Source organism: Streptomyces sp. NPDC045701, from assembly GCF_056432045.1.
On sequence record NZ_JBWKJV010000002.1, the window covers coordinates 304,046 to 327,256 of the forward strand.

General features: G+C 71.8%; 18 protein-coding genes, 1 tRNA gene and 1 pseudogene. 17 read left to right on the plus strand and 3 right to left on the minus strand.

What is annotated here, in order from left to right; all coding sequences use genetic code 11:
* Nucleotides 1-24: 24 nt before the first annotated feature.
* Nucleotides 25-642, minus strand: coding sequence for an SACE_7040 family transcriptional regulator (locus AC07DW_RS03595; protein ID WP_478855955.1), 618 nt, complete (start codon nt 640-642; stop codon nt 25-27).
* Nucleotides 643-723: 81 nt separating this feature from the next.
* On the opposite strand from AC07DW_RS03595, the gene AC07DW_RS03600 reads away from it, so the two are divergent.
* The 10 genes from AC07DW_RS03600 (at nt 724) to AC07DW_RS03645 (ending at nt 13,713) form a co-directional block, all read left to right on the plus strand.
* Nucleotides 724-2,340 carry a carboxyl transferase domain-containing protein gene (locus AC07DW_RS03600; RefSeq protein WP_478855956.1) on the plus strand — a complete coding sequence of 539 codons (1,617 nt, stop codon included), beginning with the start codon at nt 724-726 and terminating at the stop codon, nt 2,338-2,340.
* 7 nt (nt 2,341-2,347) lie between these two features.
* Nucleotides 2,348-4,285, plus strand: coding sequence for an acetyl/propionyl/methylcrotonyl-CoA carboxylase subunit alpha (locus AC07DW_RS03605; RefSeq protein WP_478855957.1), 1,938 nt, complete (start codon nt 2,348-2,350; stop codon nt 4,283-4,285).
* The gene (locus tag AC07DW_RS03610; protein ID WP_478855958.1) at nt 4,282-5,244 is read left to right on the plus strand and encodes a hydroxymethylglutaryl-CoA lyase; all 963 of its coding nucleotides are present in this window, start codon (nt 4,282-4,284) and stop codon (nt 5,242-5,244) included. The genes AC07DW_RS03605 and AC07DW_RS03610 overlap by 4 nt, the downstream gene beginning before the upstream one ends.
* Before the next feature lie 3 nt (nt 5,245-5,247).
* Nucleotides 5,248-6,408: an acyl-CoA dehydrogenase family protein gene (locus AC07DW_RS03615; protein ID WP_478855959.1), complete on the plus strand. Its 1,161-nt coding sequence runs from the start codon at nt 5,248-5,250 to the stop codon at nt 6,406-6,408.
* A 178-nt stretch (nt 6,409-6,586) separates the two neighbouring features.
* Entirely contained in the window at nt 6,587-7,633 is a 1,047-nt protein-coding gene (locus AC07DW_RS03620; RefSeq protein ID WP_478855960.1) for an ABC transporter substrate-binding protein, read from the plus strand.
* Between the two features lie 4 nt (nt 7,634-7,637).
* Complete coding sequence (locus AC07DW_RS03625) at nt 7,638-8,516, plus strand: siderophore-interacting protein (RefSeq protein WP_478855961.1); 879 nt, start codon at nt 7,638-7,640, stop codon at nt 8,514-8,516.
* 188 nt (nt 8,517-8,704) lie between these two features.
* A complete protein-coding gene (locus AC07DW_RS03630) occupies nt 8,705-10,147 on the plus strand; it encodes a pyridoxal phosphate-dependent decarboxylase family protein (protein WP_478855962.1) in 1,443 nt (480 codons plus the stop codon).
* Entirely contained in the window at nt 10,131-11,393 is a 1,263-nt protein-coding gene (locus tag AC07DW_RS03635; protein ID WP_478855963.1) for a lysine N(6)-hydroxylase/L-ornithine N(5)-oxygenase family protein, read from the plus strand. Before AC07DW_RS03630 ends, AC07DW_RS03635 begins: the two co-directional genes overlap by 17 nt.
* Nucleotides 11,390-11,950: a GNAT family N-acetyltransferase gene (locus AC07DW_RS03640; protein ID WP_478855964.1), complete on the plus strand. Its 561-nt coding sequence runs from the start codon at nt 11,390-11,392 to the stop codon at nt 11,948-11,950. Before AC07DW_RS03635 ends, AC07DW_RS03640 begins: the two co-directional genes overlap by 4 nt.
* Nucleotides 11,947-13,713 (plus strand): IucA/IucC family protein, encoded by a 1,767-nt coding sequence (locus tag AC07DW_RS03645; protein ID WP_478855965.1) that lies wholly within the window; start codon nt 11,947-11,949, stop codon nt 13,711-13,713. The genes AC07DW_RS03640 and AC07DW_RS03645 overlap by 4 nt, the downstream gene beginning before the upstream one ends.
* Nucleotides 13,714-13,847: 134 nt before the next feature.
* On the opposite strand, the gene AC07DW_RS03650 is transcribed toward AC07DW_RS03645, so the two are convergent.
* Complete coding sequence (locus AC07DW_RS03650) at nt 13,848-15,473, minus strand: beta-N-acetylhexosaminidase (RefSeq protein WP_478855966.1); 1,626 nt, start codon at nt 15,471-15,473, stop codon at nt 13,848-13,850.
* Between the two features lie 247 nt (nt 15,474-15,720).
* Between AC07DW_RS03650 and AC07DW_RS03655 the strand changes: the two genes are divergently transcribed.
* Both AC07DW_RS03655 and glmS read left to right on the plus strand, forming a co-directional pair.
* A complete protein-coding gene (locus AC07DW_RS03655; protein ID WP_064069380.1) occupies nt 15,721-15,996 on the plus strand; it encodes a hypothetical protein in 276 nt (91 codons plus the stop codon).
* Nucleotides 15,997-16,054: 58 nt separating this feature from the next.
* A complete protein-coding gene (glmS, locus tag AC07DW_RS03660) occupies nt 16,055-17,872 on the plus strand; it encodes a glutamine--fructose-6-phosphate transaminase (isomerizing) (protein ID WP_478855967.1) in 1,818 nt (605 codons plus the stop codon).
* A 197-nt stretch (nt 17,873-18,069) separates the two neighbouring features.
* Here the strand turns inward: glmS and AC07DW_RS03665 are convergent, their stop codons facing one another.
* Nucleotides 18,070-18,591, minus strand: coding sequence for a universal stress protein (locus AC07DW_RS03665; RefSeq protein ID WP_189551582.1), 522 nt, complete (start codon nt 18,589-18,591; stop codon nt 18,070-18,072).
* A gap of 1,122 nt (nt 18,592-19,713) precedes the next feature.
* Between AC07DW_RS03665 and AC07DW_RS03670 the strand changes: the two genes are divergently transcribed.
* From AC07DW_RS03670 to AC07DW_RS03690, 5 genes and pseudogenes are all read left to right on the plus strand, one after another.
* Nucleotides 19,714-20,034 carry a hypothetical protein gene (locus AC07DW_RS03670; protein WP_478855968.1) on the plus strand — a complete coding sequence of 107 codons (321 nt, stop codon included), beginning with the start codon at nt 19,714-19,716 and terminating at the stop codon, nt 20,032-20,034.
* A 376-nt stretch (nt 20,035-20,410) separates the two neighbouring features.
* A complete protein-coding gene (locus AC07DW_RS03675; RefSeq protein ID WP_478855969.1) occupies nt 20,411-21,619 on the plus strand; it encodes a helix-turn-helix domain-containing protein in 1,209 nt (402 codons plus the stop codon).
* Between the two features lie 95 nt (nt 21,620-21,714).
* Nucleotides 21,715-22,314 (plus strand): oligoribonuclease, encoded by a 600-nt coding sequence (gene orn, locus AC07DW_RS03680; protein WP_478855970.1) that lies wholly within the window; start codon nt 21,715-21,717, stop codon nt 22,312-22,314.
* 96 nt (nt 22,315-22,410) lie between these two features.
* Nucleotides 22,411-22,483 (plus strand) — tRNA-His (locus AC07DW_RS03685).
* Between the two features lie 387 nt (nt 22,484-22,870).
* Nucleotides 22,871-23,038, plus strand: a pseudogene (locus AC07DW_RS03690) (haloacid dehalogenase); the annotation flags it as partial.
* Between the last annotated feature and the right edge of the window lie 173 nt (nt 23,039-23,211).

Genomic DNA, 23,211 nt, shown 5'->3' on the forward strand with positions numbered 1-23,211 from the left:
GTCCCGCCACCCTCGGTGGCGGCGTCATTCCGCCCCGTGGACCTGCCGGGCCTCCCCGGCGTCCGAGGCGGCCAGCGAGCCGAACACCCCTTGCGCCAGTCGGCGCAACAGGGACTCCATCTCGGTACGGCCCAGCAGGCCGATGTGGGGGGTGGAGTTGAGCAGGCCGAACACGGCGTGGACGGTGGCCCGGGCCTCCGCCTCCGGGGGCGCCGGGTACAGCTCGCGGACCGCGGTGACCCACAGTTCGACGTACTGGCGCTGGAGCTGGCGCACCCTCTTCCGGTCGCTCTCCGGGAGGCGGTCCAGCTCACGGTCGTGCAGGGTGATCAGGGGGCGGTCGTCGAGCGCGAAGTCGATGTGCCCGTCGATGAGCGAGCCGAGCAGCGCCTCGGGGTCGCCCGCCGCCTCCCGTACGCGTCGCCGGCCGCCGTCGAGGAGCCGCTCGCTGATGCCGACCAGCAGCTCGGCGAGCATGGCGTCCTTGCCGGGGAAGTGCCGGTAGAGGCCGGGGCCGCTGATGCCGACCGCCGCCCCTATCTCGTCGACGCCCACGCCGTGGAAGCCGCGCTCGGCGAAGAGGCGGGCGGCCTCCCTGAGGATCTGTTCGCGGCGCGTCGGGGCGTCGGTCCTGGTGCTCATGGGATCGATTCTAGACAAGCCGGTTAGCGGTCGTTAACCTGATCGACATACGTTAACGCTCATTAACCTGGGGGCGACACGATGCAACAGGCACCGGTGCTGACGAGCGCGGCGGATCCCGCGTCCGCGGCCTGGCAGGCCAATGAGGCGGCGCACCACGAGCTGGCCGACGAGCTGCGCGCCCGGCTGGCCGCCGCCCGGCTCGGGGGCGGTGAGAAGGCCCGCGCCCGGCACACCGCGCGCGGCAAGCTGCTGCCGCGCGACCGCGTCGACACCGTCCTGGACCCCGGCTCGCCGTTCCTGGAGCTCGCTCCGCTGGCGGCCGAGGGCATGTACGACGGCCAGGCGCCCGCCGCCGGGGTGATCGCCGGAGTGGGCCGGGTCAGCGGCCGCGAGGTGGTCGTCGTGGCGAACGACGCGACCGTCAAGGGCGGCACGTACTACCCGATGACGGTCAAGAAGCACCTGCGCGCCCAGGAGGTGGCCCTGGAGAACCGCCTCCCGTGCCTCTACCTGGTGGACTCGGGCGGCGCCTTCCTGCCCAAGCAGGACGAGGTGTTCCCCGACCGGGAGCACTTCGGGCGGATCTTCTACAACCAGGCCCGCATGTCCGGCGCCGGCATCCCGCAGATCGCCGCCGTACTCGGCTCGTGCACCGCCGGCGGGGCGTACGTCCCGGCGATGAGCGACGAGGCCGTGATCGTGCGCAACCAGGGCACCATCTTCCTGGGCGGTCCGCCACTGGTGAAGGCGGCGACCGGCGAGGTCGTCACCGCCGAGGAGCTGGGCGGCGGCGAGGTCCACTCCCGTACGTCCGGCGTCACCGACCACCTCGCCGAGGACGACGCCCACGCGCTGCGCATCGTGCGGAACATCGTGGCGACGCTCCCCGCCCGCGGCCCGCTGCCCTGGTCGGTGGAGCCCGTCGAGGAACCGAAGGTCGACCCCGCGGGGCTGTACGGCGCGGTGCCGGTCGACTCGCGCACGCCGTACGACGCCCGGGAGATCATCGCGCGGATCGTGGACGGCTCCCGGTTCCAGGAGTTCAAGGCGGAGTTCGGGCAGACCCTGGTCACCGGCTTCGCCCGGATCCACGGCCACCCGGTCGGGATCGTCGCCAACAACGGCATCCTGTTCGCCGAGTCCGCCCAGAAGGGCGCCCACTTCATCGAGCTGTGCGACCAGCGCGGCGTCCCGCTGCTGTTCCTCCAGAACATCTCCGGCTTCATGGTCGGCCGGGACTACGAGGCGGGCGGCATCGCCAAGCACGGCGCCAAGATGGTCACCGCCGTCGCCTGCACGCGTGTGCCGAAGCTGACGGTCGTCGTCGGCGGTTCGTACGGCGCGGGCAACTACTCCATGTGCGGCCGGGCGTACAGCCCCCGCTTCCTGTGGATGTGGCCCAACGCCAAGATCTCCGTCATGGGCGGCGAGCAGGCCGCCTCCGTCCTGGCCACCGTCAAGCGCGACCAGCTCGAGGCGCGCGGGGAGTCCTGGTCCGCCGAGGACGAGGAAGCCTTCAAGGACCCGATCCGCGCCCAGTACGAGCAGCAGGGCAACGCCTACTACGCGACGGCCCGGCTCTGGGACGACGGTGTGATCGACCCGCTGGAGACCCGCCAGGTGCTGGGTCTGGCCCTGACCGCATGTGCCAACGCCCCGCTGGGTGAGCCCGGCTTCGGCGTCTTCCGGATGTGAGGGACTGATGTTCACGACTGTTCTGGTCGCCAACCGGGGCGAGATCGCGGTTCGCGTCATCCGTACGCTGCGGGCCCTCGGTATCCGCTCGGTCGCCGTCTTCAGCGACGCGGACGCCGACGCCCGTCACGTACGGGAGGCGGACACGGCGGTACGGATCGGGCCGCCCGCCGCCGCCGAGAGCTACCTGCGGGCCGACCGGCTGCTGGAGGCGGCGAAGCGGACCGGCGCCGAGGCCGTCCACCCGGGGTACGGCTTCCTGGCCGAGAACGCCGCCTTCGCGCAGGCGTGCGAGGACGCCGGTCTGGTCTTCATCGGGCCGCCGGCCTCCGCGATCGCCCTCATGGGCGACAAGATCCGCGCCAAGGAGACGGTGAAGGCCGCCGGCGTGCCGGTCGTACCCGGCTCCTCGGGCAGCGGGCTGAGCGACGCCGAACTGGCCGCCGCCGCGCGGGAGATCGGCATGCCGGTGCTGCTGAAGCCCTCGGCGGGCGGCGGCGGCAAGGGCATGCGCCTCACCCGCGCGGAGTCGGCCCTGATGGAGGAGATCGCCGCCGCCCGGCGGGAGGCGCGGGCGTCCTTCGGCGACGACACGCTGCTGGTGGAGCGGTGGATCGACCGGCCCCGGCACATCGAGATCCAGGTGCTGGCGGACGGGCACGGCAACGTCGTGCACCTCGGCGAGCGCGAGTGCTCCCTCCAGCGCCGGCACCAGAAGATCATCGAGGAGGCCCCGTCCGTCCTGCTCGACGAGAGGACCCGGGCCGCGATGGGCGAGGCGGCCGTGCAGGCGGCCCGCTCGTGCGGCTACCGGGGCGCGGGGACGGTGGAGTTCATCGTCCCGGGCGGCGACCCGTCCGCCTACTACTTCATGGAGATGAACACCCGGCTCCAGGTCGAGCACCCGGTCACCGAGCTGGTCACGGGCGTGGACCTGGTGGAGTGGCAGCTGCGGGTGGCCGCCGGGGAGCCGCTCGGCCTCACCCAGGACGACATCGTGCTCACCGGCCACTCCATCGAGGCCCGTATCTGCGCGGAGGACCCCTCCCGGGGCTTCCTGCCCTCGGGCGGCACGGTCCTGGCGCTGGACGAGCCGAAGGGCGAGGGGGTGCGGACCGACTCGGGCCTGAGCGAGGGCACCGAGGTCTCCAGCCTGTACGACCCGATGCTGGCGAAGGTCATCGTGCACGGGCCGGACCGCCCGACGGCCCTGCGCAGGCTGCGCGCCGCGCTCGCCGGCACGGTCACCCTGGGCGTCCCGACGAACGCCGGCTTCCTGCGGCGGCTCCTCGCCCACCCGGACGTCGTCTCGGGCGACCTGGACACCGGCCTGGTGGAGCGGGACGTGGACGACCTGGTCCCGCGCGGCGTGCCGGAGGAGGTGTACGAGGCCGCCGCTGCGGTGCGCGAGCACGGGCTGCGGCCCCGGCCGTACGCCGGCGGCTGGACGGACCCGTTCTCGGTGCCCAGCGGGTGGCGGCTCGGCGGCGCGTCCGCGCCCCTGACGCACTGGCTGCGCGTACCGGGCCAGGAGCCCGTCGCCCACCGGACGGGGGGCCACGCGCGCGTGACCGAGGACCGGGTCACGGTCACCGTGGACGGTGTCACCCACACCTTCCACCGCGCCGGGACGTGGCTCGGCCGGGACGGTGACAGCTGGAACGTCCTGGACCACGACCCGGTGGAGGCGTCGCTGGGCCGGGCCGCGCACGGCGGCGCCGACTCGCTCACCGCGCCCATGCCCGGCACCGTCACCGTCGTGAAGGTGGCCGTCGGGGACGAGGTGACGGCCGGACAGGGCCTGGTCGTCGTCGAGGCCATGAAGATGGAGCACGTCATCTCCGCCCCGCACGACGGCACCGTCACCGAGCTGGACGTCATGCCCGGCACCACCGTCGCCATGGACCAGGTGCTGGCCGTCGTGGCCCCCAAGGAGGAGCGATGACCACCCCACCCGCCGGTCTGCCCATGACCGTGCCCGCGGACGGGCTGCCCGCCCGGGTGCGGATCCACGAGGTCGGCGCGCGCGACGGTCTGCAGAACGAGCAGGGCGTCGTTCCGACCGAGGTGAAGGCCGAGTTCATCCGGCGCCTGGCCGGCGCCGGCCTGACCACCATCGAGGCGTCCAGCTTCGTCCATCCCAGGTGGGTGCCCCAGCTCGCCGACGCCGAGCAGGTGTTCCCGCTCGTCAGGGACCTGGAAGGGGTACGCCTGCCGGTCCTCGTGCCGAACGAGCGGGGGCTCGACCGGGCGCTGGCGCTCGGGGCGCGCGAGGTGGCCGTGTTCGCGAGCGCCACCGAGTCGTTCGCGAAGGCCAACCTGAACCGAACCGTCGACGAGGCACTCGCCATGTTCGCCCCGGTCGTCACCCGCGCCGTCGAGCACGGCCTCACCGTGCGCGGCTACCTGTCCATGTGCTTCGGCGACCCGTGGGAGGGCCCCGTCCCGGTCGACCAGGTCGTCGCCGTCTGCCGGCGCCTGAAGGACATGGGCTGCGACGAGCTGAGCCTGGGCGACACCATCGGTGTGGCCACCCCCGGCCATGTGGCGCGGCTCCTGACCGCCCTGAACGGGGCCGGCGTGGCGACGGACGCCCTGGCCGTGCACTTCCACGACACCTACGGCCAGGCGCTCGCCAACACCCTCGCCGCCCTCCAGCACGGCGTCACCACGGTCGACGCCTCCGCCGGCGGCCTCGGCGGCTGCCCCTACGCCAAGTCCGCGACCGGCAACCTCGCCACCGAAGACCTCGTGTGGATGCTCCACGGCCTCGGCATCGACACCGGGGTCGACCTCGGCCGGCTCACCGCCACAAGCGTGTGGCTGGCCGGACAACTGGGCCGTCCCAGCCCGTCCCGCACCGTCCGCGCCCTCGGCGGCGCGGCCTCCCACAAGGAGTCCTGAGTCATGCCCCTGGACCACCGGCTCTCCCCGGAGCACGAGGAACTGCGCCGAACCGTGGAGGAGTTCGCCCACGACGTCGTCGCCCCCAAGATCGGCGACTTCTACGAGCGCCACGAGTTCCCGTACGAGATCGTCCGCGAGATGGGCCGGATGGGCCTGTTCGGCCTGCCCTTCCCGGAGGAGTACGGCGGCATGGGCGGCGACTACCTCGCCCTCGGCATCGCCCTGGAGGAGCTGGCCCGGGTGGACTCCTCCGTGGCCATCACCCTGGAGGCGGGCGTCTCGCTCGGCGCGATGCCGCTCCACCGCTTCGGCACCGAGGAGCAGAAGCGCGAGTGGCTGCCGCGCATGTGCGCCGGTGAGATCCTGGGCGCGTTCGGGCTGACGGAGCCGGGCGCCGGCTCGGACGCGGGCGGCACCCGCACCACCGCCGTGCGGGACGGGGACGAGTGGGTCATCAACGGCTCCAAGTGCTTCATCACCAACTCCGGTACGGACATCACGGGCCTGGTCACGGTCACCGCGGTCACCGGCCGCAAGGACGACGGCCGCCCGCTGATCTCCTCGATCATCGTTCCGTCCGGCACCCCCGGCTTCACGGTCGCCGCTCCCTACTCGAAGGTCGGCTGGAACGCTTCGGACACCCGTGAGCTGTCCTTCTCCGACGTCCGGGTCCCGGTGTCCAACCTGCTGGGCGAGGAGGGGCGCGGGTACGCCCAGTTCCTGCGCATCCTCGACGAGGGCCGCGTCGCCATCTCGGCGCTCGCGACGGGCCTGGCGCAGGGGTGCGTGGACGAGTCGGTGAAGTACGCCAAGGAGCGGCACGCCTTCGGGCGGCCGATCGGTGACAACCAGGCCATCCAGTTCAAGATCGCCGACATGGAGATGCGGGCGCACATGGCCCGGATCGGCTGGCGCGACGCGGCGTCCCGTCTGGTGAGCGGCGAGCCGTTCAAGAAGGAGGCGGCGCTGGCGAAGCTGTACTCGTCGACGGTGGCCGTCGACAACGCGCGTGAGGCGACGCAGATCCACGGCGGCTACGGCTTCATGAACGAGTATCCGGTGGCCAGGATGTGGCGGGACTCCAAGATCCTGGAGATCGGCGAGGGCACCAGCGAGGTCCAGCGCATGCTGATCGCACGGGAGTTGGGCCTGTCGGCCTGACCTCGGCCTTACGGCACGGCCGCCACCGTCCGCCGGTGGCGGCCGTGCCGCGTCCGGCGACCGGGTGCACCGTGGCCCATCGCACACCGGGGCACCCTCTGGACAACGCGTGAGGTTAGGCTAACCTACCCTCGACTTGCCCAGTGGCCGAATACGGCCGTACGAAAGCGACTCCGCCATGCCCAGCACCGCCCGAGCCACTCATCTCACCCGTCGCGGCCTGCTCGCCGCGGGCGGCGCCCTCGGGCTGGGCGCCGCACTCGTGGCCTGCGGTGGCGGGAAGGACGACGACAAGGGCTCGGCCGCGGCGGCCGAGAAGTCCGGCCCCTGGAAGTTCACCGACGACCGCGCCAAGGCCGTCGAGCTGAAGTCCGTACCGAAGAACATCGTCGCCTTCATCGGCACGGCCGCCGCTCTGCACGACTACGGCATCGAAGTCAAGGGCGTATTCGGCCCGACGACCGTCAAGGACCCGAAGACCGGCAAGGACCGGGCCGACATCCAGGCCGGCGACCTCGACGTCACCAAGGTGAAGAACCTCGGCAACGTCTGGGGCACCTTCAACATCGAGGAGTACCTGAAGCTCGAGCCCGAGCTGCTGGTCTCGGCGATGTGGGACAAGGACGTCCTGTGGTACCTGCCGCCGCAGTCCCACGACAAGATCGTCAAGCTGGCCCCGACGGTCGCGCTGTGGGCCGCCAACACCACGATGCCGAAGGCCCTGGCGCGCCACGCCGAGCTGGCCGAGTCTCTGGGCGCCGACCTCAAGGACAAGAAGACGGTCGACGCCAAGGCCCGCTTCGAGAAGGCCGCCGGCCGGCTGCGCGCCGCCGCCAAGGCGCGGCCGGAGATCCGCGTGATGATCGGCTCGGCCAGCGCCGAGCTGTTCTACGTCTCGCTCGCCAAGATGTCCGCGGACACCGCGTACTTCGAGGAGCTGGGCGTGAAGTTCGTGAAGCCGAAGGTGAACGCCCAGGGCTACTTCGAGGAGCTCAGCTGGGAGAACCTCGACAAGTACCCGGCCGACATCATCATGATGGACAACCGCAGCCAGGCCATCCAGCCGGCGGACCTGAAGTCCAAGCCGACCTGGGCCCAGCTGCCCGCCGTCAAGGCCGGCCAGGTGATCCCGCGCTTCACCGAGCCGATCTACTCCTACGACAAGTGCGCCGTCCTCCTGGAGGACCTGGCCGAGGCGATCGAGAACGCCAAGAAGGTGGCCTGACCCGATGACGACCGCCGAGACCGCCACTCCCGCCGCCCCGTTCGCGTTCTTCGCCCTGAAGGTGGTGCGGACGCGGCGGCTCGGCCCGTCGCTGATGCGCGTCACCTTCACCGGGGCCACCCATGACGGGCTGGCCGGCTTCACCTCCGGCGGCCGCGACCAGAGCCTGTCGCTGTTCCTGCCGCACCCGGGCCAGCCCGAGCCGGTCCTGCCGCCCGTGGTGGACGGCGACCTGTACGGCGCGCTCGGCGCGTGGCGGACCATGCCGGACGACGTGCGGGCGGTGATGCGCTCGTACACCGTGCGCGAACAGCGCCGTGCCGCCGACGGGACGAGCGAGGTCGACATCGACTTCGCCCTCCACGAGGACGGCGGCCCGGCGTGCCGCTGGGCCGCGCGCGCCTCGGAGGGCGACCGGGTGGCCGTCCTCGGCCCGGCCGTCGCCGACAACACCGGCGTGCGCTTCCGGCTGCCGCCGGACGCGGACGAGGTGCTGATCTGGGGCGACGAGACGGCGCTGCCCGCCGCCTCGTCGATCCTGGAGTCGCTGCCGGCCGGCACGCGGGCGCGGGTGTGGCTGGACGTCCCGTACGCCGCCGACCGGCTGGAGCTGCACACGGAGGCGGACGCGACCGTCACCTGGCTGGTCCGGGAGGAGGGCGCGCCCGCCGCCGTCGACGCGGTGCGCGCCGCCACGCTGTCCGGCACGGCTCCGTACGCCTGGATCGCGGGCGAGGCGGGGTCGGTCAAGGCGCTGCGCCGCCACCTGGTGAACGAGCGCGGAATCGACCGCCGGCGGGTCACGTTCGTCGGCTACTGGCGCAGGGGCCTGAGCGAGGACGCCCTCCGGGAGGCCCCGGACGCGACCGAGGACGAGTCCTAGGACTGTCCGGAGGTATCGGCGTCCGCACACGGCCGGGCCGCAACGGCCGCGCCGCGGGGGGCTGGTGGGGCCCCGGGTGCCGTTGCGGTTTCAAATTAGGTTAGGCTAACCTTACTTCATCGCGGCACCTCACCCCCCTCCTGTCCCCTGAGGGCCGTTCGAGTCCCCGTACCCGGGAGGACAATCGCATGCGCTCGCACCTGCTCAATGACGCAACCGCCGAGCAGTACCGGCGTTCCGTCACCGAAGGAGTCGAGCGGGTGGCGAGCCGGCTCGCCTCCACCCGGCAGCCGTTCACCGGCGTCACGCCCGACGAACTGGCACCGCTCGTCTCGGCCGTCGACCTCGACAAGCCCCTCGGCGACGCCTCCGCCGCCCTCGACGAGCTGGAGCAGGTCTACCTCCGCGACGCCGTCTACTTCCACCACCCGCGCTACCTGGGCCACCTCAACTGCCCGGTCGTCATCCCGGCCGTCCTGGGCGAGGCGGTCCTCTCGGCCGTCAACTCCTCGCTGGACACCTGGGACCAGAGCGCCGGCGGCACCCTCATCGAGCGCAAACTGATCGACTGGACCACCGGCCGCATCGGGCTCGGCCCGGCCGCCGACGGCGTCTTCACCAGCGGCGGCACGCAGTCCAACCTCCAGGCGCTGCTGCTGGCCCGCGAGGAGGCCAAGACGGACGACCTGGCGAAACTGCGCATCTTCTCCTCCGAGTGCAGCCACTTCAGCGTCCAGAAGTCGGCCAAACTCCTCGGCCTGCCCCCGCAGTCCGTCATCTCCGTCCCCACCGACCGCGACAAGCGGATGCAGTCCGTCGCCCTCGCCGCCGAACTGGAGCTGTGCGCCGCCCAGGGCCTGACGCCCATGGCGATCGTCGCCACCGCCGGCACCACCGACTTCGGCTCGATCGACCCGCTCCCCGAGATCGCCGAACTCGCCGCCCAGTACGGCGCCTGGATGCACGTCGACGCCGCCTACGGCTGCGGCCTGCTCGCCTCCCCCACCCGCCGCCACCTCCTCGACGGCATCGAGCGGGCCGACTCGGTCACGGTCGACTACCACAAGTCGTTCTTCCAGCCGGTCAGTTCCTCCGCCGTACTGGTCCGCGACGGCGCCACGCTGCGCCACGCCACGTACCACGCGGACTACCTCAACCCGCGCCGTACGGTCGAGGAGCGCATCCCGAACCAGGTCGACAAGTCGCTCCAGACCACCCGCCGCTTCGACGCGCTCAAGCTGTGGATGACGCTGCGCGTCATGGGCGCCGACGGAGTCGGGCAGCTCTTCGACGAGGTGTGCGACCTGGCCGCCGCCGGCTGGGACGTGCTCGCCGCCGACCCCCGGTACGACGTGGTCGTCCGGCCGTCCCTGTCCACCCTGGTCTTCCGCTACATCCCCGCCGCCGTCACCCCGCCCACCGAGATCGACCGGGCCAACCTCCACGCCCGCAAGGCGCTGTTCGCGTCGGGCGAGGCCGTCGTCGCCGGGACGAAGGTGGACGGCCGCCAGTACCTCAAGTTCACCCTGCTCAACCCCGAGACGACCGTGCACGACATCACCGCCGTCCTCGACCTGATCGCCGGCCACGCCGAGCAGTACCTTGGAGAGAACCTTGTCCACGCCTCTTGATTTCATCGGTATCGGACTGGGTCCGTTCAACCTCGGCCTCGCCTGCCTCACCGAGCCGATCGACGAGCTGAACGGCCTCTTCCTCGAGTCCAAGCCCGGCTTCGAGTGGCACTCCGGGATGTTCCTCGAAGGCGCCCACCTGCAGACGCCGTTCATGTCGGACCTCGTCACCCTCGCCGACCCGACGTCGCCGTACTCCTTCCTCCAGTACCTCAAGGAGAACGGCCGGCTCTACTCGTTCTACATCCGCGAGAACTTCTATCCGCTGCGGACCGAGTACAACGACTACTGCCGCTGGGCCGCCGGCAAGCTGAGCAGCATCCGCTTCTCCACCACGGTCGAGACCGTCGAGTACGACGCCGCCGAGGAGCTGTACGCGGTCCGCACGACCGCCGGCGAAACGTTCCGCGCCCGGCACCTCGTCCTGGGCACCGGCACCCCGCCGTACGTCCCGGACGCCTGCCAGGGCCTGGAGGGCGACTTCATCCACAACTCGCGCTACCTGCCGAACAGGGAAGCGCTGCAGAAGAAGAAGTCGATCACCCTCGTGGGCAGCGGCCAGAGCGCCGCCGAGATCTACTACGACCTGCTCGGCGAGATCGACGTCCACGGCTACCGGCTGAACTGGGTCACCCGCTCCCCGCGCTTCTTCCCGCTGGAGTACACCAAGCTCACGCTGGAGATGACCTCGCCGGAGTACGTGGACTACTTCCACGCCCTCCCGGAGGCCACCCGCTACCGCCTGGAGACGCAGCAGAAGGGCCTGTTCAAGGGCATCGACGGCGAGCTGATCGACGCGATCTTCGACCTGCTGTACCAGAAGAACCTCGCCGGGCCGGTCCCCACGCGCCTGCTCACCAACACGTCGCTGAACTCCGCGACGTACGCCGACGGCACGTACACCCTGGGCCTGCGCCAGGAGGAGCAGGGCAAGGACTTCGAGATCGAGACCGAGGGCCTGATCCTCGCCACCGGCTACAAGTACGTCACGCCCGAGTTCCTGAACCCCGTCAAGGACCGCATCCGCTGGGACGGCCGGGGCCGCTACGACGTGGCGCGCAACTACTCCATCGACACCACCGGCCGGGGCATCTTCCTCCAGAACGCCGGCGTGCACACCCACTCGATCACCAGCCCCGACCTGGGCATGGGCGCCTACCGCAACGCGTACATCATCGGCGAGCTGCTGGGCTCCGAGTACTACCCCGTCGAGAAGTCCATCGCGTTCCAGGAGTTCGCCGTATGAGCACCACCAGCACCACCCCGTCCCTCGGGACCTTCACCTTCCGCCCGCTCGACCCGCTCACGGACGGGGAGCTGGTCCACGGCTGGGTGACCCACCCCAAGGCGGCGTTCTGGATGATGGGGAACCACAGCGTCGCGGACGTGCAGCGCGAGTACATGGCCATCGCGGCCCACGAGCACCACGACGCCTTCATCGGCCTCCACGACGGCGAGCCCGCCTTCCTGATGGAGCGCTACGACCCGTCGAAGGTCGAGCTGGTCGGGCTGTACGAGGCCCGGCCCGGCGACGTCGGCATGCACTTCCTGGTCGCCCCGACCGACACGCCCGTGCACGGCTTCACCCGCGCCGTGATCACCGCCGTGATGGCCGAGCTGTTCCGCGACCCGGCGACCGCGCGGGTCGTCGTCGAGCCCGACGTGCGCAACACGGCCGTCCACGCGCTCAACGAGGCCGTCGGGTTCGAGATAGTCGAGAAGATAGCCAAGCCGGAGAAGGACGCCTACCTGAGCGTGTGCACCCGGGACCGGTTCGACGCCGCCGTGGGAGCCGCCCGATGAACCCGGTCGCCCACCTCACCCCCGACCGCTGGGCGCACGCCAACCGCCTCCTCATCCGCAAGGGTCTGGCCGAGTTCACGCACGAGCGGCTGCTCTCCCCCGAGCCCCTCGGCGACGACCGCTACCGCGTGCTCAGTGACGACGGCACGATCGAGTACCGCTTCACCGCCGACCGGTTCGCCCTCGACCACTGGCAGGTGGACGCCGGCTCCATCAGCCGCCACCGGGACGGCGAAGAACTCCCGCTGGACGCGCTGCGGTTCGTCATCGAGCTGCGCGGCTCCCTCGGCCTGAGCGACGAGATCCTGCCGGTGTACCTGGAGGAGATCTCCTCCACACTGTCCGGCACGGCCTACAAGTCGACGAAACCGCAGGTCCCCGCCGCCGAGCTGGCCAGGGCCGACTTCCAGGCCGTCGAGACCGGCATGACCGAGGGCCACCCCTGCTTCGTCGCCAACAACGGGCGTCTGGGCTTCGGCATCGACGAGTACCACGCCTACGCGCCGGAGGCGGCGAACCCCGTCCGGCTGATCTGGCTGGCCGCCCACCGCGACCGAACCACCTTCACGGCGGGCGCGGGCATCGACTACGAGACGTTCGTCCGCGCCGAGCTCGGGGACGCGGCCGTCGACGGCTTCGCCAAGACCCTCGCCGACCTGGGGCTGGACTTCGCCGACTACCTCCTGGTGCCCGTCCACCCCTGGCAGTGGTGGAACAAGCTGTCCGTCACCTTCGCCGCCGAGATCGCCCGGCAGCGCCTGGTGTTCCTCGGCGAGGGCGACGACCGGTACCTGGCGCAGCAGTCGATCCGTACGTTCTTCAACACGAACGACCCGGCCAAGCACTACGTCAAGACGGCCATCTCGGTCCTCAACATGGGTTTCATGCGCGGCCTGTCCGCCGCGTACATGGAAGCGACCCCGGCCATCAACGACTGGCTCGCCGGCCTGATCGACAACGACGACGTCCTGAAGGCGGCCCGCTTCTCGATCATCCGCGAGCGGGCGGCGGTCGGCTACCGCCACCTCGAGTACGAGGCCGCGACGGACCGGTACTCCCCGTACCGCAAGATGCTCGCCGCGCTGTGGCGCGAGAGCCCGGTGCCGACCATCGAGGACGGCCAGCGCCTGGCCACGATGGCGTCGCTGCTGCACACCGACCACGAGGGCGCCTCGTTCGCCGGCGCGCTGATCGCCGAGTCGGGCCTCGCCCCCACCGCGTGGCTGCGCCGCTACCTGGACGCGTACCTGCTGCCGATCCTGCACACCTTCTACGCGTACGACCTGGTGTGGATGCCGCACGGCGAGAACGTGATCCTGGTGATCGAGGACGGGGCCGTCCAGCGGGCGATCTTCAAGGACATCGCCGAGGAGATCGCGGTGATGGACCCGGACGCGGTACTGCCGCCGGCGGTCGAGCGGATCCGGGTCGACGTTCCCGACGACACGAAGCTGCTGTCGGTCTTCACGGACGTCTTCGACTGCTTCTTCCGCTTCCTCGGCGCGACGCTCGCCGCCGAGGGCGTGGTCGGCGAGGACGACTTCTGGCGGACGGTCGCGGAGTGCGTGAAGGCGTACCAGGAGTCGAAGCCGGAGCTGGCGGACAAGTTCGCCCGGTACGACATGTTCGCGGACGAGTTCACGCTGTCGTGCCTCAACCGCCTCCAGCTGCGCAACAACAAGCAGATGGTGGACCTGTCGGACCCCTCCGGCGCGCTCCAGTTCGTGGGCACGCTGGTGAACCCGATCGCGCGTTTCGCGTAGTCACCAGCCGGCCGGGGGGGGGGGGGGGGGGGGGGGGGGGGGGTGCCACACCACCCCCCCCCCCCCCCCCCCCCCCCCACCCCCCCCCCCCCCGCGCCCCCCCCCCCCCCCCCCCCCCCCCGCCCCGGCTTCTCCTACCCGGTCCGCCAGGGCACCTGCGGCGACCGGTGGAAGTCGACGCCCAGCGCCTCCAGGCGCGGTCCCTGCCCGGCGAGCCGCTGCCGGTAGCCCTCCCAGTCGTGCGACGCGGCCGGGGACCAGCCCAGCTCGGCCGCGCTCAGCAGCCGGGGGAACGCCATCCGGTCGATGTGCGCGTCCGTGGACAGGGTCTCGGTCCACAGCGGCGCCTCGACGCCCCTGACGGCGTCCGCCGGGACGCCCGGCAGGTAGGCGCCCGGGTCCCAGTCGTAGGACCGCCGGACCTCGACGTACCCGGCCCACGACAGGCCGAGCGGGGTGTCCTTGGTGTACTTCATGTCGAGGTAGAGCCGGTCGGCGGGCGACAGGATCAGCCCGGTCCCGTTCCGCGCGGCCTCGGCCACCCGCGCCTTCTCGGCGTCGCCGGTGCGGTCCAGCCCCCAGTACTGGGCGAGCGCGCCCTTCGCCGGGTGCGCGCCGGTGAGCTGGTGCCAGCCGACGACCGTCTTGCCGTACGCGGCCACGGTCGCCTGCGCCCGGTCCATGAAGGCGACGTAGTCCTCGTGACGGGTGGAGTGCGCCTCGTCGCCGCCGATGTGGAGGTACCGGCCGGGGGTGAGCGCGGCGAGCTCGCGCACGACGTCGTCGACGAAGTCGTACGTCACGTCCTTGGTCACGCACAGGCTGCTGAAGCCGACCTCGGTGCCCGTGTAGAGGGGCGGCGCGACGCCGTCGCAGTTCAGCTCGGCGTACGAGGCGAGGGCGGCGTTGGTGTGGCCGGGCATGTCGATCTCGGGCACGACCTCCAGGTGGCGGGCGGCGGCGTACGCGACGATGTCCTTGTACTGGGCCTTGGTGTAGTACCCGCCCGGTCCGCCGCCGACCTGGGTCGAGCCGCCGTGGGTGGCCAGTCGGGGCCAGGAGTCGACGGCGATGCGCCAGCCCTGGTCGTCGCTCAGGTGCAGGTGCAGCTTGTTGATCTTGTAGAGCGCCATCCGGTCGATGTAGCGCTTGACCTGCCCGACGGTGAAGAAGTGCCGGGACACGTCGAGCATCGCGCCCCGGTAGCCGTAGCGGGGGGTGTCGGTGATGGTGCCGCCCGCGACCTGCCAGGGACCGGGCTGCCGGGTGCCCGCCTCGACGGAGGCCGGGAGCTGCTGGCGCAGTGTCTGGACGCCGTGGAACAGCCCGGCCGGCTCGCGGGCGGTGATGGTGACCCCCCGGCTCCCGGACTCCAGCCGGTAGCCCTCGTCGCCGAGCGCCGTCTCGCGGCCGCTGAGCCGCAGCCGGATGCCGCCGGTGCCGCCGTCGGCGGTGACCGGCAGCGGGTACCCGGTGGAGGGCCGCAGCACCCGCGCCAGGTAGGTCCCGACGCGGCGGGCCTCGCGCGCGCCCCCGTCCACGTGGATGCGGGTCCGGGCGGTCAGCGTGTAGGGGCCGCCGCCTGGGCGTACGGAGGCGGGCACGGGGACGATGTCGCCGAGCGGCCGGACGGCGGGCGCGGCTCCGGGTGCGGCTCCGGCTCCGCCGGGCGCGGCTCCGGTGCCGGCGACCCCGGCCGCCACGACGAGCAGCAGCGACCCGAGGATGCGGAGGCGGGGGAACGTTCTGCGCTGTCTCACAAGCGGTCCCTTCGAGGGGCGTCGCGACTGTGGCTGTGCAACCGAACGGTCACCATCCGTACCGCGCATCCCAGGACCGGTCAAGGTATAGACCACTTCTGACCCGCCGGACCACGGCGGTCACGGACGGCCAGGACCCCACCGCAAAGCAGATGATTCCTCGGCAGTCTCAGCAAAACGGACGCACCTCTGCCCGGAATCGGGCAGGATTGTTGCCATCGCTAGGCCCATCCTCCAATATCTACGAGTGCTCGAACACCGCCCGTCGCACGACGACCTCATCGACCACCTGGTCCGCAGCACCGCGCTCCAGCGCGGTGAGGCCGCCCGGGTGGTGCTCGACGTGCTGGCGTACTTCGACGAGACGACGGAGGAGTTCGTCCGCCGCCGTCACCGCGAACTGCAGTCCGGCGGCGAGGTGAACGCCACGATCTTCGAGCGGATCGCGGCCGAGCTGCCGCACCGCGCCGTGGCGCCACCGGAGCTCTCGCTCCGGCAGCTGCGCCGCATCGTCTACGGCTGAGCGTCCAGGACCGGACGCCCGGGCACACACCCGCAAACATTCGGAGGGGCAACACTTTATGTGCGGAATCGTCGGTTACATCGGTAAGCGCGACGTGGCTCCGCTGCTGCTGGAGGGTCTGGCGCGGCTGGAGTACCGGGGGTACGACTCGGCGGGCATGGTGATCACCAGCCCGAAGTCGACCGGTCTGAAGATGGTCAAGGCCAAGGGCCGGGTCCGCGACCTGGAGGCCCGCGTCCCCAAGCGCTTCACCGGCACCACCGGCATCGCTCACACCCGCTGGGCCACGCACGGCGCCCCGAGCGACATCAACTCGCACCCGCACATGGACCCCGAGAACAAGGTCGCGGTCGTCCACAACGGCATCGTCGACAACGCCGCCGAGCTGCGCGCCAAGCTCGAGGCGGACGGCGTGGTCTTCGCCTCCGAGACCGACACCGAGGTCCTCACCCACCTGATCGCCCGCTCCCAGGCCGAGACGCTGGAGGAGAAGGTCCGCGAGGCGCTCAAGGTCGTCGAGGGCACGTACGGCATCGCCGTCATGCACGCCGACTTCAACGACCGCATCGTCGTCGCCCGCAACGGCTCCCCGGTCGTCCTCGGCATCGGCGAGAAGGAGATGCTCGTCGCCTCCGACGTCGCCGCGCTGATCGCCCACACCCGCCAGATCGTCACCCTCGACGACGGCGAGATGGCCACGCTGAAGGCCGACGACTTCCGCACGTACACCACCTCGGGCACGCTCACCACCGCCACGCCCGAGACCGTGGAGTGGGAGGCCGCCTCCTACGACATGGGCGGCCACGACACGTACATGCACAAGGAGATCTCGGAGCAGGCCGACGCCGTGGACCGCGTCCTGCGCGGCCGCATCGACGACAAGTTCTCCACCGTCCACCTGGGCGGCCTGAACCTGGACGCCCGCGAGGCCCGGGGCATCCGCCGGGTGAAGATCCTCGGCTGCGGCACCTCGTACCACGCCGGCCTGATCGGCGCCTCGCTGATCGAGGGCCTGGCCCGCATCCCGGCCGACTCCGAGCCGGCCTCCGAGTTCCGCTACCGCAACCCGGTCGTGGACCCCGACACCCTGTACATCGCCGTCTCGCAGTCCGGTGAGACCTACGACGTGCTGGCCGCCGTCCAGGAGCTGAAGCGCAAGGGCGCCCGCGTCCTGGGCGTGGTGAACGTGGTGGGCTCCGCCATCGCCCGCGAGGCGGACGGCGGCGTGTACGTGCACGCCGGCCCCGAGGTGTGCGTCGTCTCCACCAAGTGCTTCACCAACACCGTGGTGGCCTTCGCCCTGCTCGCCCTGCACCTGGGCCGCATCCGCGACCTGTCGGTCGCCGACGGCAAGCGGATCATCGAGGGCCTGCGCAAGCTGCCCGGTCAGATCCAGGAGATCCTCGAGGGCGAGGAGGACATCAAGAAGCTCGCCGCCGAGTACGCGGACGCCAAGTCGATGATGTTCATCGGCCGCGTCCGGGGCTACCCGGTGGCGCTGGAGGCTTCCCTGAAGCTCAAGGAGATCTCCTACATCCACGCCGAGGCGTACCCGGCCTCCGAGCTCAAGCACGGCCCGCTGGCGCTGATCGAGCCCGCCATGCCCACCGTCGCGATCGTCCCGAACGACTCCCTGCTGGAGAAGAACCGGGCCGCGATGGAGGAGATCAAGGCGCGCAGCGGCAAGATCCTCGCGGTCGCGCACCAGGAGCAGGAGAAGGCGGACCACACGATCCTCGTCCCGAAGAACGAGGACGAGCTGGACCCGATCCTCATGGGCATCCCGCTCCAGCTGCTCGCCTACCACACGGCCCTGGCCCTGGGCCGGGACATCGACAAGCCGCGCAACCTGGCCAAGTCCGTCACCGTGGAGTAGTCCCCGCCCGCCGTCACGGCGGAACCGGGACCGGGCGACCCCCGGCGCGTCCCACCGACGCGCCGGGGGTCGCCCTTTCGCACAACGGGTGCCGCCGGAGTTGACGCCGCGTCACCGGCGGGGGCGCCCGGCGTGGACCGCGGAAGGACGACGCGGGGCCCAGGGAACGACGACGCGGGCCGGGGGACGACGTGGGGCTACGGGATGACGACGACGGGCCGCTGCGCGCGCCGTGCCAGCCGTCCGGCGACCGAGCCGAAGATGCGGCCGACGATGCCGTGCGTGGAGCCGACGACGATGGCGTCGGCCGAGTACTCCCGCCCGACCTCCTCCAGCTCGTGGCAGATGTCGCCGCCGCGCTCGACCAGGATCCACGGCACCTCGGCGAGGTAGTCCGCGCAGGCCAGCTCCAGTCCGAGCACCTCGGTGCGGTGATCGGGCACGTCGACGAAGACGGGCGGCTCGCAGCCGGCCCAGACGGTGGTGGGCAGCCGGTTGGCCACATGCACGATGATCAGGCCGGAGCCTGAGCGGCGGGCCATGCCGATGGCGTACGCGAGCGCTCGCTCGCTGGAGGTCGAGCCGTCGAATCCGACGACCACCCCGTGCTGGAAGGCGGGGTCGCAGGAGTGGCGTGTCTGGTCCGCCGCGAGGGGGTCGACCGGAGAGTCGGCGACCTGCCTGCGGTCCGCGGGTTCAGGGATTTCGTGACCGGCCATCGGTGTCTCGACGAAGAAGATCCTCTTGGGAAGGAGCAGGGGTACGACGGTTGGCGGCGGAGCTCTGTCCGGGAATCGTCTTCCCGGCCCCATACCCCCAAGGGTACGGCGGCACTCCTCCGCTGCCCAGTGCCCGCCACCCTGCCGCAGCGGCCACACGGCGTCCCAGGGAGCATGCACGAGCCCGTCGCGTATGGCAATGCCGGGTGCCCCTTACAGCCGACCGCCGATCCCCCGATCCGGGCGCCCCCTGAGCCCCGGGACGCGGCCCCACCTGCCCGAACACCGTCCGTCCCGCGCCCCGGCCGCCGGGACGCGAACCAGCGGGACCAGTGGGACCACCGGGGCCGGCCGGCCTCCCCGGTCAGCCCCTACGGCCCCTCGGATTCCTCCGGCCCCTTGGGTCACGGCGGTCACCGCGGTCTCTCGGCCTCTCCGGTTCCTTTGGCCACTCGGGCCCTCCGGCCACTACGGCCCCTCGCCCACTCGGATCCTCCGGCCGCTCGGCTTCCCCGGGCCTCTCCGGCCCCTCACGGCCTTGTCGGCCTCTCTCGCCCTTCCGGCCTCTCCGGCCCCTCACCGCCTATGTCGGCCTCTCTCGCCCCTCCGGCCTCTCCGATCCCTCCGGCCGCTCCCGTCCCGTCGCACCCCGGCCCCCGACCCTTGTCCGGCGTCGGCGACCCGGCCGCCGTCGCCACGCCTCCTCCCTCGCCCACCCCACAGCCGCGTCGCCCGCCGCCCCAGCCGCATCGCCCGCCCGCCGCCCCGCCGCATCCCGGGCGGGATACCCCGCCGGTGGAGACACCGCCCGGGGGCTGGCCCGGGTGGCCGGGGCGCGACGCACCCCGGCCCCCGTCCGGCCGGATGCGCGCCCCGGCGGGGGTCCGCCCCCGCTCTTCGTCACGCTGCGTAGCAATGGCTGGAACATGCCGACCGACCGGTACTCTCGGCGGCACCCGTGGCGGGGCCGCGAGCGCGCGGGGGCACGACCCGGCGCCGCCGGGCCCCGTCCGTCCGGCGGACGCGGGGCAGTGACCGGGGCGGCCGGTCGTCGTTGGCCACTCGTTCCGACCGGTCATACCGCAGTCCCCCGTCCGCGGTCCACAGTCCAGGGAGCGTCCCGTGTTCTCACGCCCGTCCACGCCCGTCCCGTCGTCCGCGTCCGAGTCGGCGAGCGACGTGGTGCGCTGGGCGGCGTTCAGCTGTGCGCTGGTCCCCGTGGTCCTGCTGGTGTACGGCACGTCCTTCGGCGGCGCGGCCGGCACCGCCGTGGGGCTGGCCGCCGTGACCGCCGCCTGCCGGGTGCTGCTGCGCCGCGCCGAGCGTGTCGCCGAGGAGGACCGGCGCCGGACCGCCCCGCAGCGGGCGGGCCGGCACGCGCGACCGGGCGCCGGGGCACACCGCGGAGGCCGTCACGGCGCGGGGTGTACACCTCGGGACTGAGTGTTCGCACATCCGCGCCCGTATGTTTTCAGCCAACTTCGACCAGGTGGCCGCTCCATGCCCAAATGGCCTGCCAACCCCCTTGTCACCAGGCAGGAAAGGACCGCCGGGGGCGCTCGCACCCTACGCGGATGGGCCATGAGTGTGAGACGGCCTTCCCTGCGGGGCCCGCGAGTGGAACGCTTCGTGATCGAATGCTTCGCGCCAAGTTGCCTTGTCGACTTAGTGCCGGATGCGGAACTTGTCACTCCGGCGCCACGGGACACAGTAGATTCGATCATGACTATCGAAGACTGGGGACTCGTGCAAAACCGAGGGGAAACGTGCAGGAGCGACAGGACCTAGGAGACGCGAACACCGAGGGGGGCTTAGCGTCATGAGCCAGGACTCCGCCGCACCGGAGACCGGACGCAAACTGTCCGGACGGCGCCGCCGCGAGGTCGTCGCAGTACTGCTGTTCAGCGGCGGCCCCATCTTCGAGAGTTCCATCCCGCTCTCGGTGTTCGGGATCGACCGCCAGGACGCCGGAGTTCCGCGCTACAGGCTGCTCGTCTGCGCGGGCGAGGACGGACCGCTGCGGACCACCGGCGGACTCGAACTCAGCGCGCCGTACGGCCTGGAGGCCATCAGCCGGGCGGGCACCGTCGTCGTACCGGCCTGGCGGTCGATCACTTCGCCGCCACCGGCCGAGGCGCTCGACGCGCTGCGCCGCGCGCACGAGGAGGGCGCGCGCATCGTCGGCCTGTGCACCGGCGCGTTCGTGCTGGCCGCCGCCGGTTTACTGGACGGGCGGCCCGCCACCACGCACTGGATGTACGCGCCGACGCTCGCCAAGCGTTACCCGTCGGTCCACGTGGACCCGCGGGAGCTGTTCGTCGACGACGGCGACGTACTGACCTCCGCCGGAACGGCGGCCGGGATCGACCTCTGCCTGCACATCGTGCGCACCGACCACGGGACGGAGGCGGCCGGGGCACTCGCCCGCAGGCTCGTCGTGCCGCCCCGGCGCAGTGGTGGACAGGAGCGGTACCTCGACCGGTCGCTGCCCGAGGAGATCGGCGCCGACCCGCTCGCCGAGGTGGTCGCCTGGGCCCTGGAGCACCTCCACGAGCAGTTCGACGTGGAGACGCTCGCGGCCAGGGCGTACATGAGCCGGCGGACGTTCGACCGCCGCTTCCGCTCGCTGACGGGGTCCGCCCCGCTCCAGTGGCTGATCACTCAGCGGGTGCTCCAGGCCCAGCGGCTGCTGGAGACGTCCGACTACTCGGTCGACGAGGTGGCGGGCCGCTGCGGCTTCCGCTCGCCGGTCGCGCTGCGCGGGCACTTCCGCCGCCAGCTGGGCTCCTCGCCCGCCGCGTACCGGGCCGCCTACCGGGCCCGCCGCCCGCAGGGCGAGCCGGCGGGGCACTCGGGGTCGTCGTCCCTGGTGGAGTCCGTGATGCCGTCGCAGCTGCCGTCGGCCGCGCGCCGGGCGGCAGCGGCGTCCACCGCGACCGGACCGACGGCGGCTGAGCACGGGCGGACCCACGCGGACGCCTTCAGCGGCGGCCGGGCGGCCCTCCCGGGCCAACGCAGCGCGCCGTAGAGGCACGGGTACGACCCGCGTACCGCTGAGGGGCGGTCGCCGAGGGGGCGCCAGAGGCGCACCCGGCCGGTGACCGCCCCTCTAAGGTAGGACGCATGAACGATCGCATGGTGTGGATCGACTGCGAGATGACCGGGCTCTCGTTGACGGACGACGCACTTATCGAGGTGGCCGCACTGGTCACCGACTCGGAACTGAACGTACTCGGACAGGGCGTGGACATCGTGATCCGCCCGCCGGACGAGGCCCTGGAGACCATGCCGGACGTGGTGCGCCGGATGCACACCGCCTCCGGCCTGCTGGACGAGCTGGCGGCCGGCACCACCCTCGCCGACGCCGAGGAGCAGGTCCTCGCCTACGTGCGGGAGCACGTCAAGGAGCCGGGCAAGGCCCCGCTGTGCGGGAACTCGGTCTCCACCGACCGCGGCTTCCTGCTGCGCGACATGCCGACGCTGGAGGACTACCTCCACTACCGGATCGTCGATGTCTCCTCGGTCAAGGAGCTGGCTCGCCGCTGGTACCCGAGGGCGTACTTCAACAGTCCGGAGAAGGCCGGCAACCACCGGGCCCTCACCGACATCCGCGAGTCCATCGCCGAGCTGCGCTACTACCGCGAGGCGATCTTCGTCCCGCAGCCCGGTCCGGACTCGGACACGGCGAAGCGGATCGCCGCGCGCCACGTCCTGCCCGAGTAACCGGCCGGGCGGAGCGGCCGCCCGAAAGGCGGGAGCGAGCACCCTCTCGGACCCTGTACACTTTTTCTCGGCCGGTCGGGAAAAAGACCGGTCGTGGTGGGTATAGCTCAGCTGGTAGAGCACCTGGTTGTGGTCCAGGATGTCGCGGGTTCGAGTCCCGTTACTCACCCTAGAGCGCCCGGCCCGTGACCTGCGAAAACAGGTTCCGGGCCGGGCCTTTGTCGTTTCGTGGCCAAACCGTGGCCACACACGGCCCCGAAACCGGCCGTACCCGCCATGGCGAGCACCAGGAAGCGGGAGAACAAGAACGGATCCGTGACCTACCAAGTCCGCGGGCAGGGCTGCCCGGCCGGCTACTCGTGGCAGGCGCCGACGGACGACCCGGATGCGCTGGTGTGCCGCCGGGACGGCGCGCCTTCGCCGTCCCCGTCGCCCTCGCCGGGGCCCCAACGCTCGACCCTGCACGCCGCCAGTACCCCTGAACCCTGCCCCCTCTCGGCCTTCGGGCCAGGAGGGGACATTCTCGTCGTCTCCCATCGGGGTCTACCTGCCGCTCATGATGCGCGCAGTGGTATTCGACGTCGGTGAGTGCCTGGTGGATGAGACCCGCGAGTACGGAACGTGGGCCGACTGGCTCGGCGTGCCGCGCCACACGTTCGCCGCGATGTCCGGCGCCGTGATCGCCCAGGGCCGGGACTGCCGCGATGTCTTCCAAGAGTTCCGGGACCGGCCCCCGACGCGGCCGGGGTGGTGCGGGCAGGCGCCGTCGTGCAACTCACCGCCGACGGCAGCGGATCGGCGGCCGGCCGGACCGCGACCCCGCCCGGTCCCCGGCAACGCAACCCCGCGCGGTGGCGACCGTGAGGCACGCAACACGGCTCCTCACCCCCAGGAGGC

What these genes read in the sequence shown, in the direction of transcription:
- AC07DW_RS03615 (WP_478855959.1), top strand. Translation starts at nt 5,248, where the DNA reads ATGCCCCTGGACCACCGGCTCTCCCCGGAGCACGAGGAACTGCGCCGA.
- AC07DW_RS03675 (WP_478855969.1), top strand. Translation starts at nt 20,411, where the DNA reads ATGAGCCAGGACTCCGCCGCACCGGAGACCGGACGCAAACTGTCCGGA.
- AC07DW_RS03610 (WP_478855958.1), top strand. Translation starts at nt 4,282, where the DNA reads ATGACCACCCCACCCGCCGGTCTGCCCATGACCGTGCCCGCGGACGGG.
- AC07DW_RS03630 (WP_478855962.1), top strand. Translation starts at nt 8,705, where the DNA reads ATGCGCTCGCACCTGCTCAATGACGCAACCGCCGAGCAGTACCGGCGT.
- AC07DW_RS03620 (WP_478855960.1), top strand. Translation starts at nt 6,587, where the DNA reads ATGCCCAGCACCGCCCGAGCCACTCATCTCACCCGTCGCGGCCTGCTC.
- AC07DW_RS03645 (WP_478855965.1), top strand. Translation starts at nt 11,947, where the DNA reads ATGAACCCGGTCGCCCACCTCACCCCCGACCGCTGGGCGCACGCCAAC.
- orn (WP_478855970.1), top strand. Translation starts at nt 21,715, where the DNA reads ATGAACGATCGCATGGTGTGGATCGACTGCGAGATGACCGGGCTCTCG.
- AC07DW_RS03665 (WP_189551582.1), bottom strand. Translation starts at nt 18,591, where the DNA reads ATGGCCGGTCACGAAATCCCTGAACCCGCGGACCGCAGGCAGGTCGCC.
- AC07DW_RS03605 (WP_478855957.1), top strand. Translation starts at nt 2,348, where the DNA reads ATGTTCACGACTGTTCTGGTCGCCAACCGGGGCGAGATCGCGGTTCGC.
- AC07DW_RS03600 (WP_478855956.1), top strand. Translation starts at nt 724, where the DNA reads ATGCAACAGGCACCGGTGCTGACGAGCGCGGCGGATCCCGCGTCCGCG.
- AC07DW_RS03595 (WP_478855955.1), bottom strand. Translation starts at nt 642, where the DNA reads ATGAGCACCAGGACCGACGCCCCGACGCGCCGCGAACAGATCCTCAGG.
- AC07DW_RS03625 (WP_478855961.1), top strand. Translation starts at nt 7,638, where the DNA reads ATGACGACCGCCGAGACCGCCACTCCCGCCGCCCCGTTCGCGTTCTTC.
- glmS (WP_478855967.1), top strand. Translation starts at nt 16,055, where the DNA reads ATGTGCGGAATCGTCGGTTACATCGGTAAGCGCGACGTGGCTCCGCTG.
- AC07DW_RS03640 (WP_478855964.1), top strand. Translation starts at nt 11,390, where the DNA reads ATGAGCACCACCAGCACCACCCCGTCCCTCGGGACCTTCACCTTCCGC.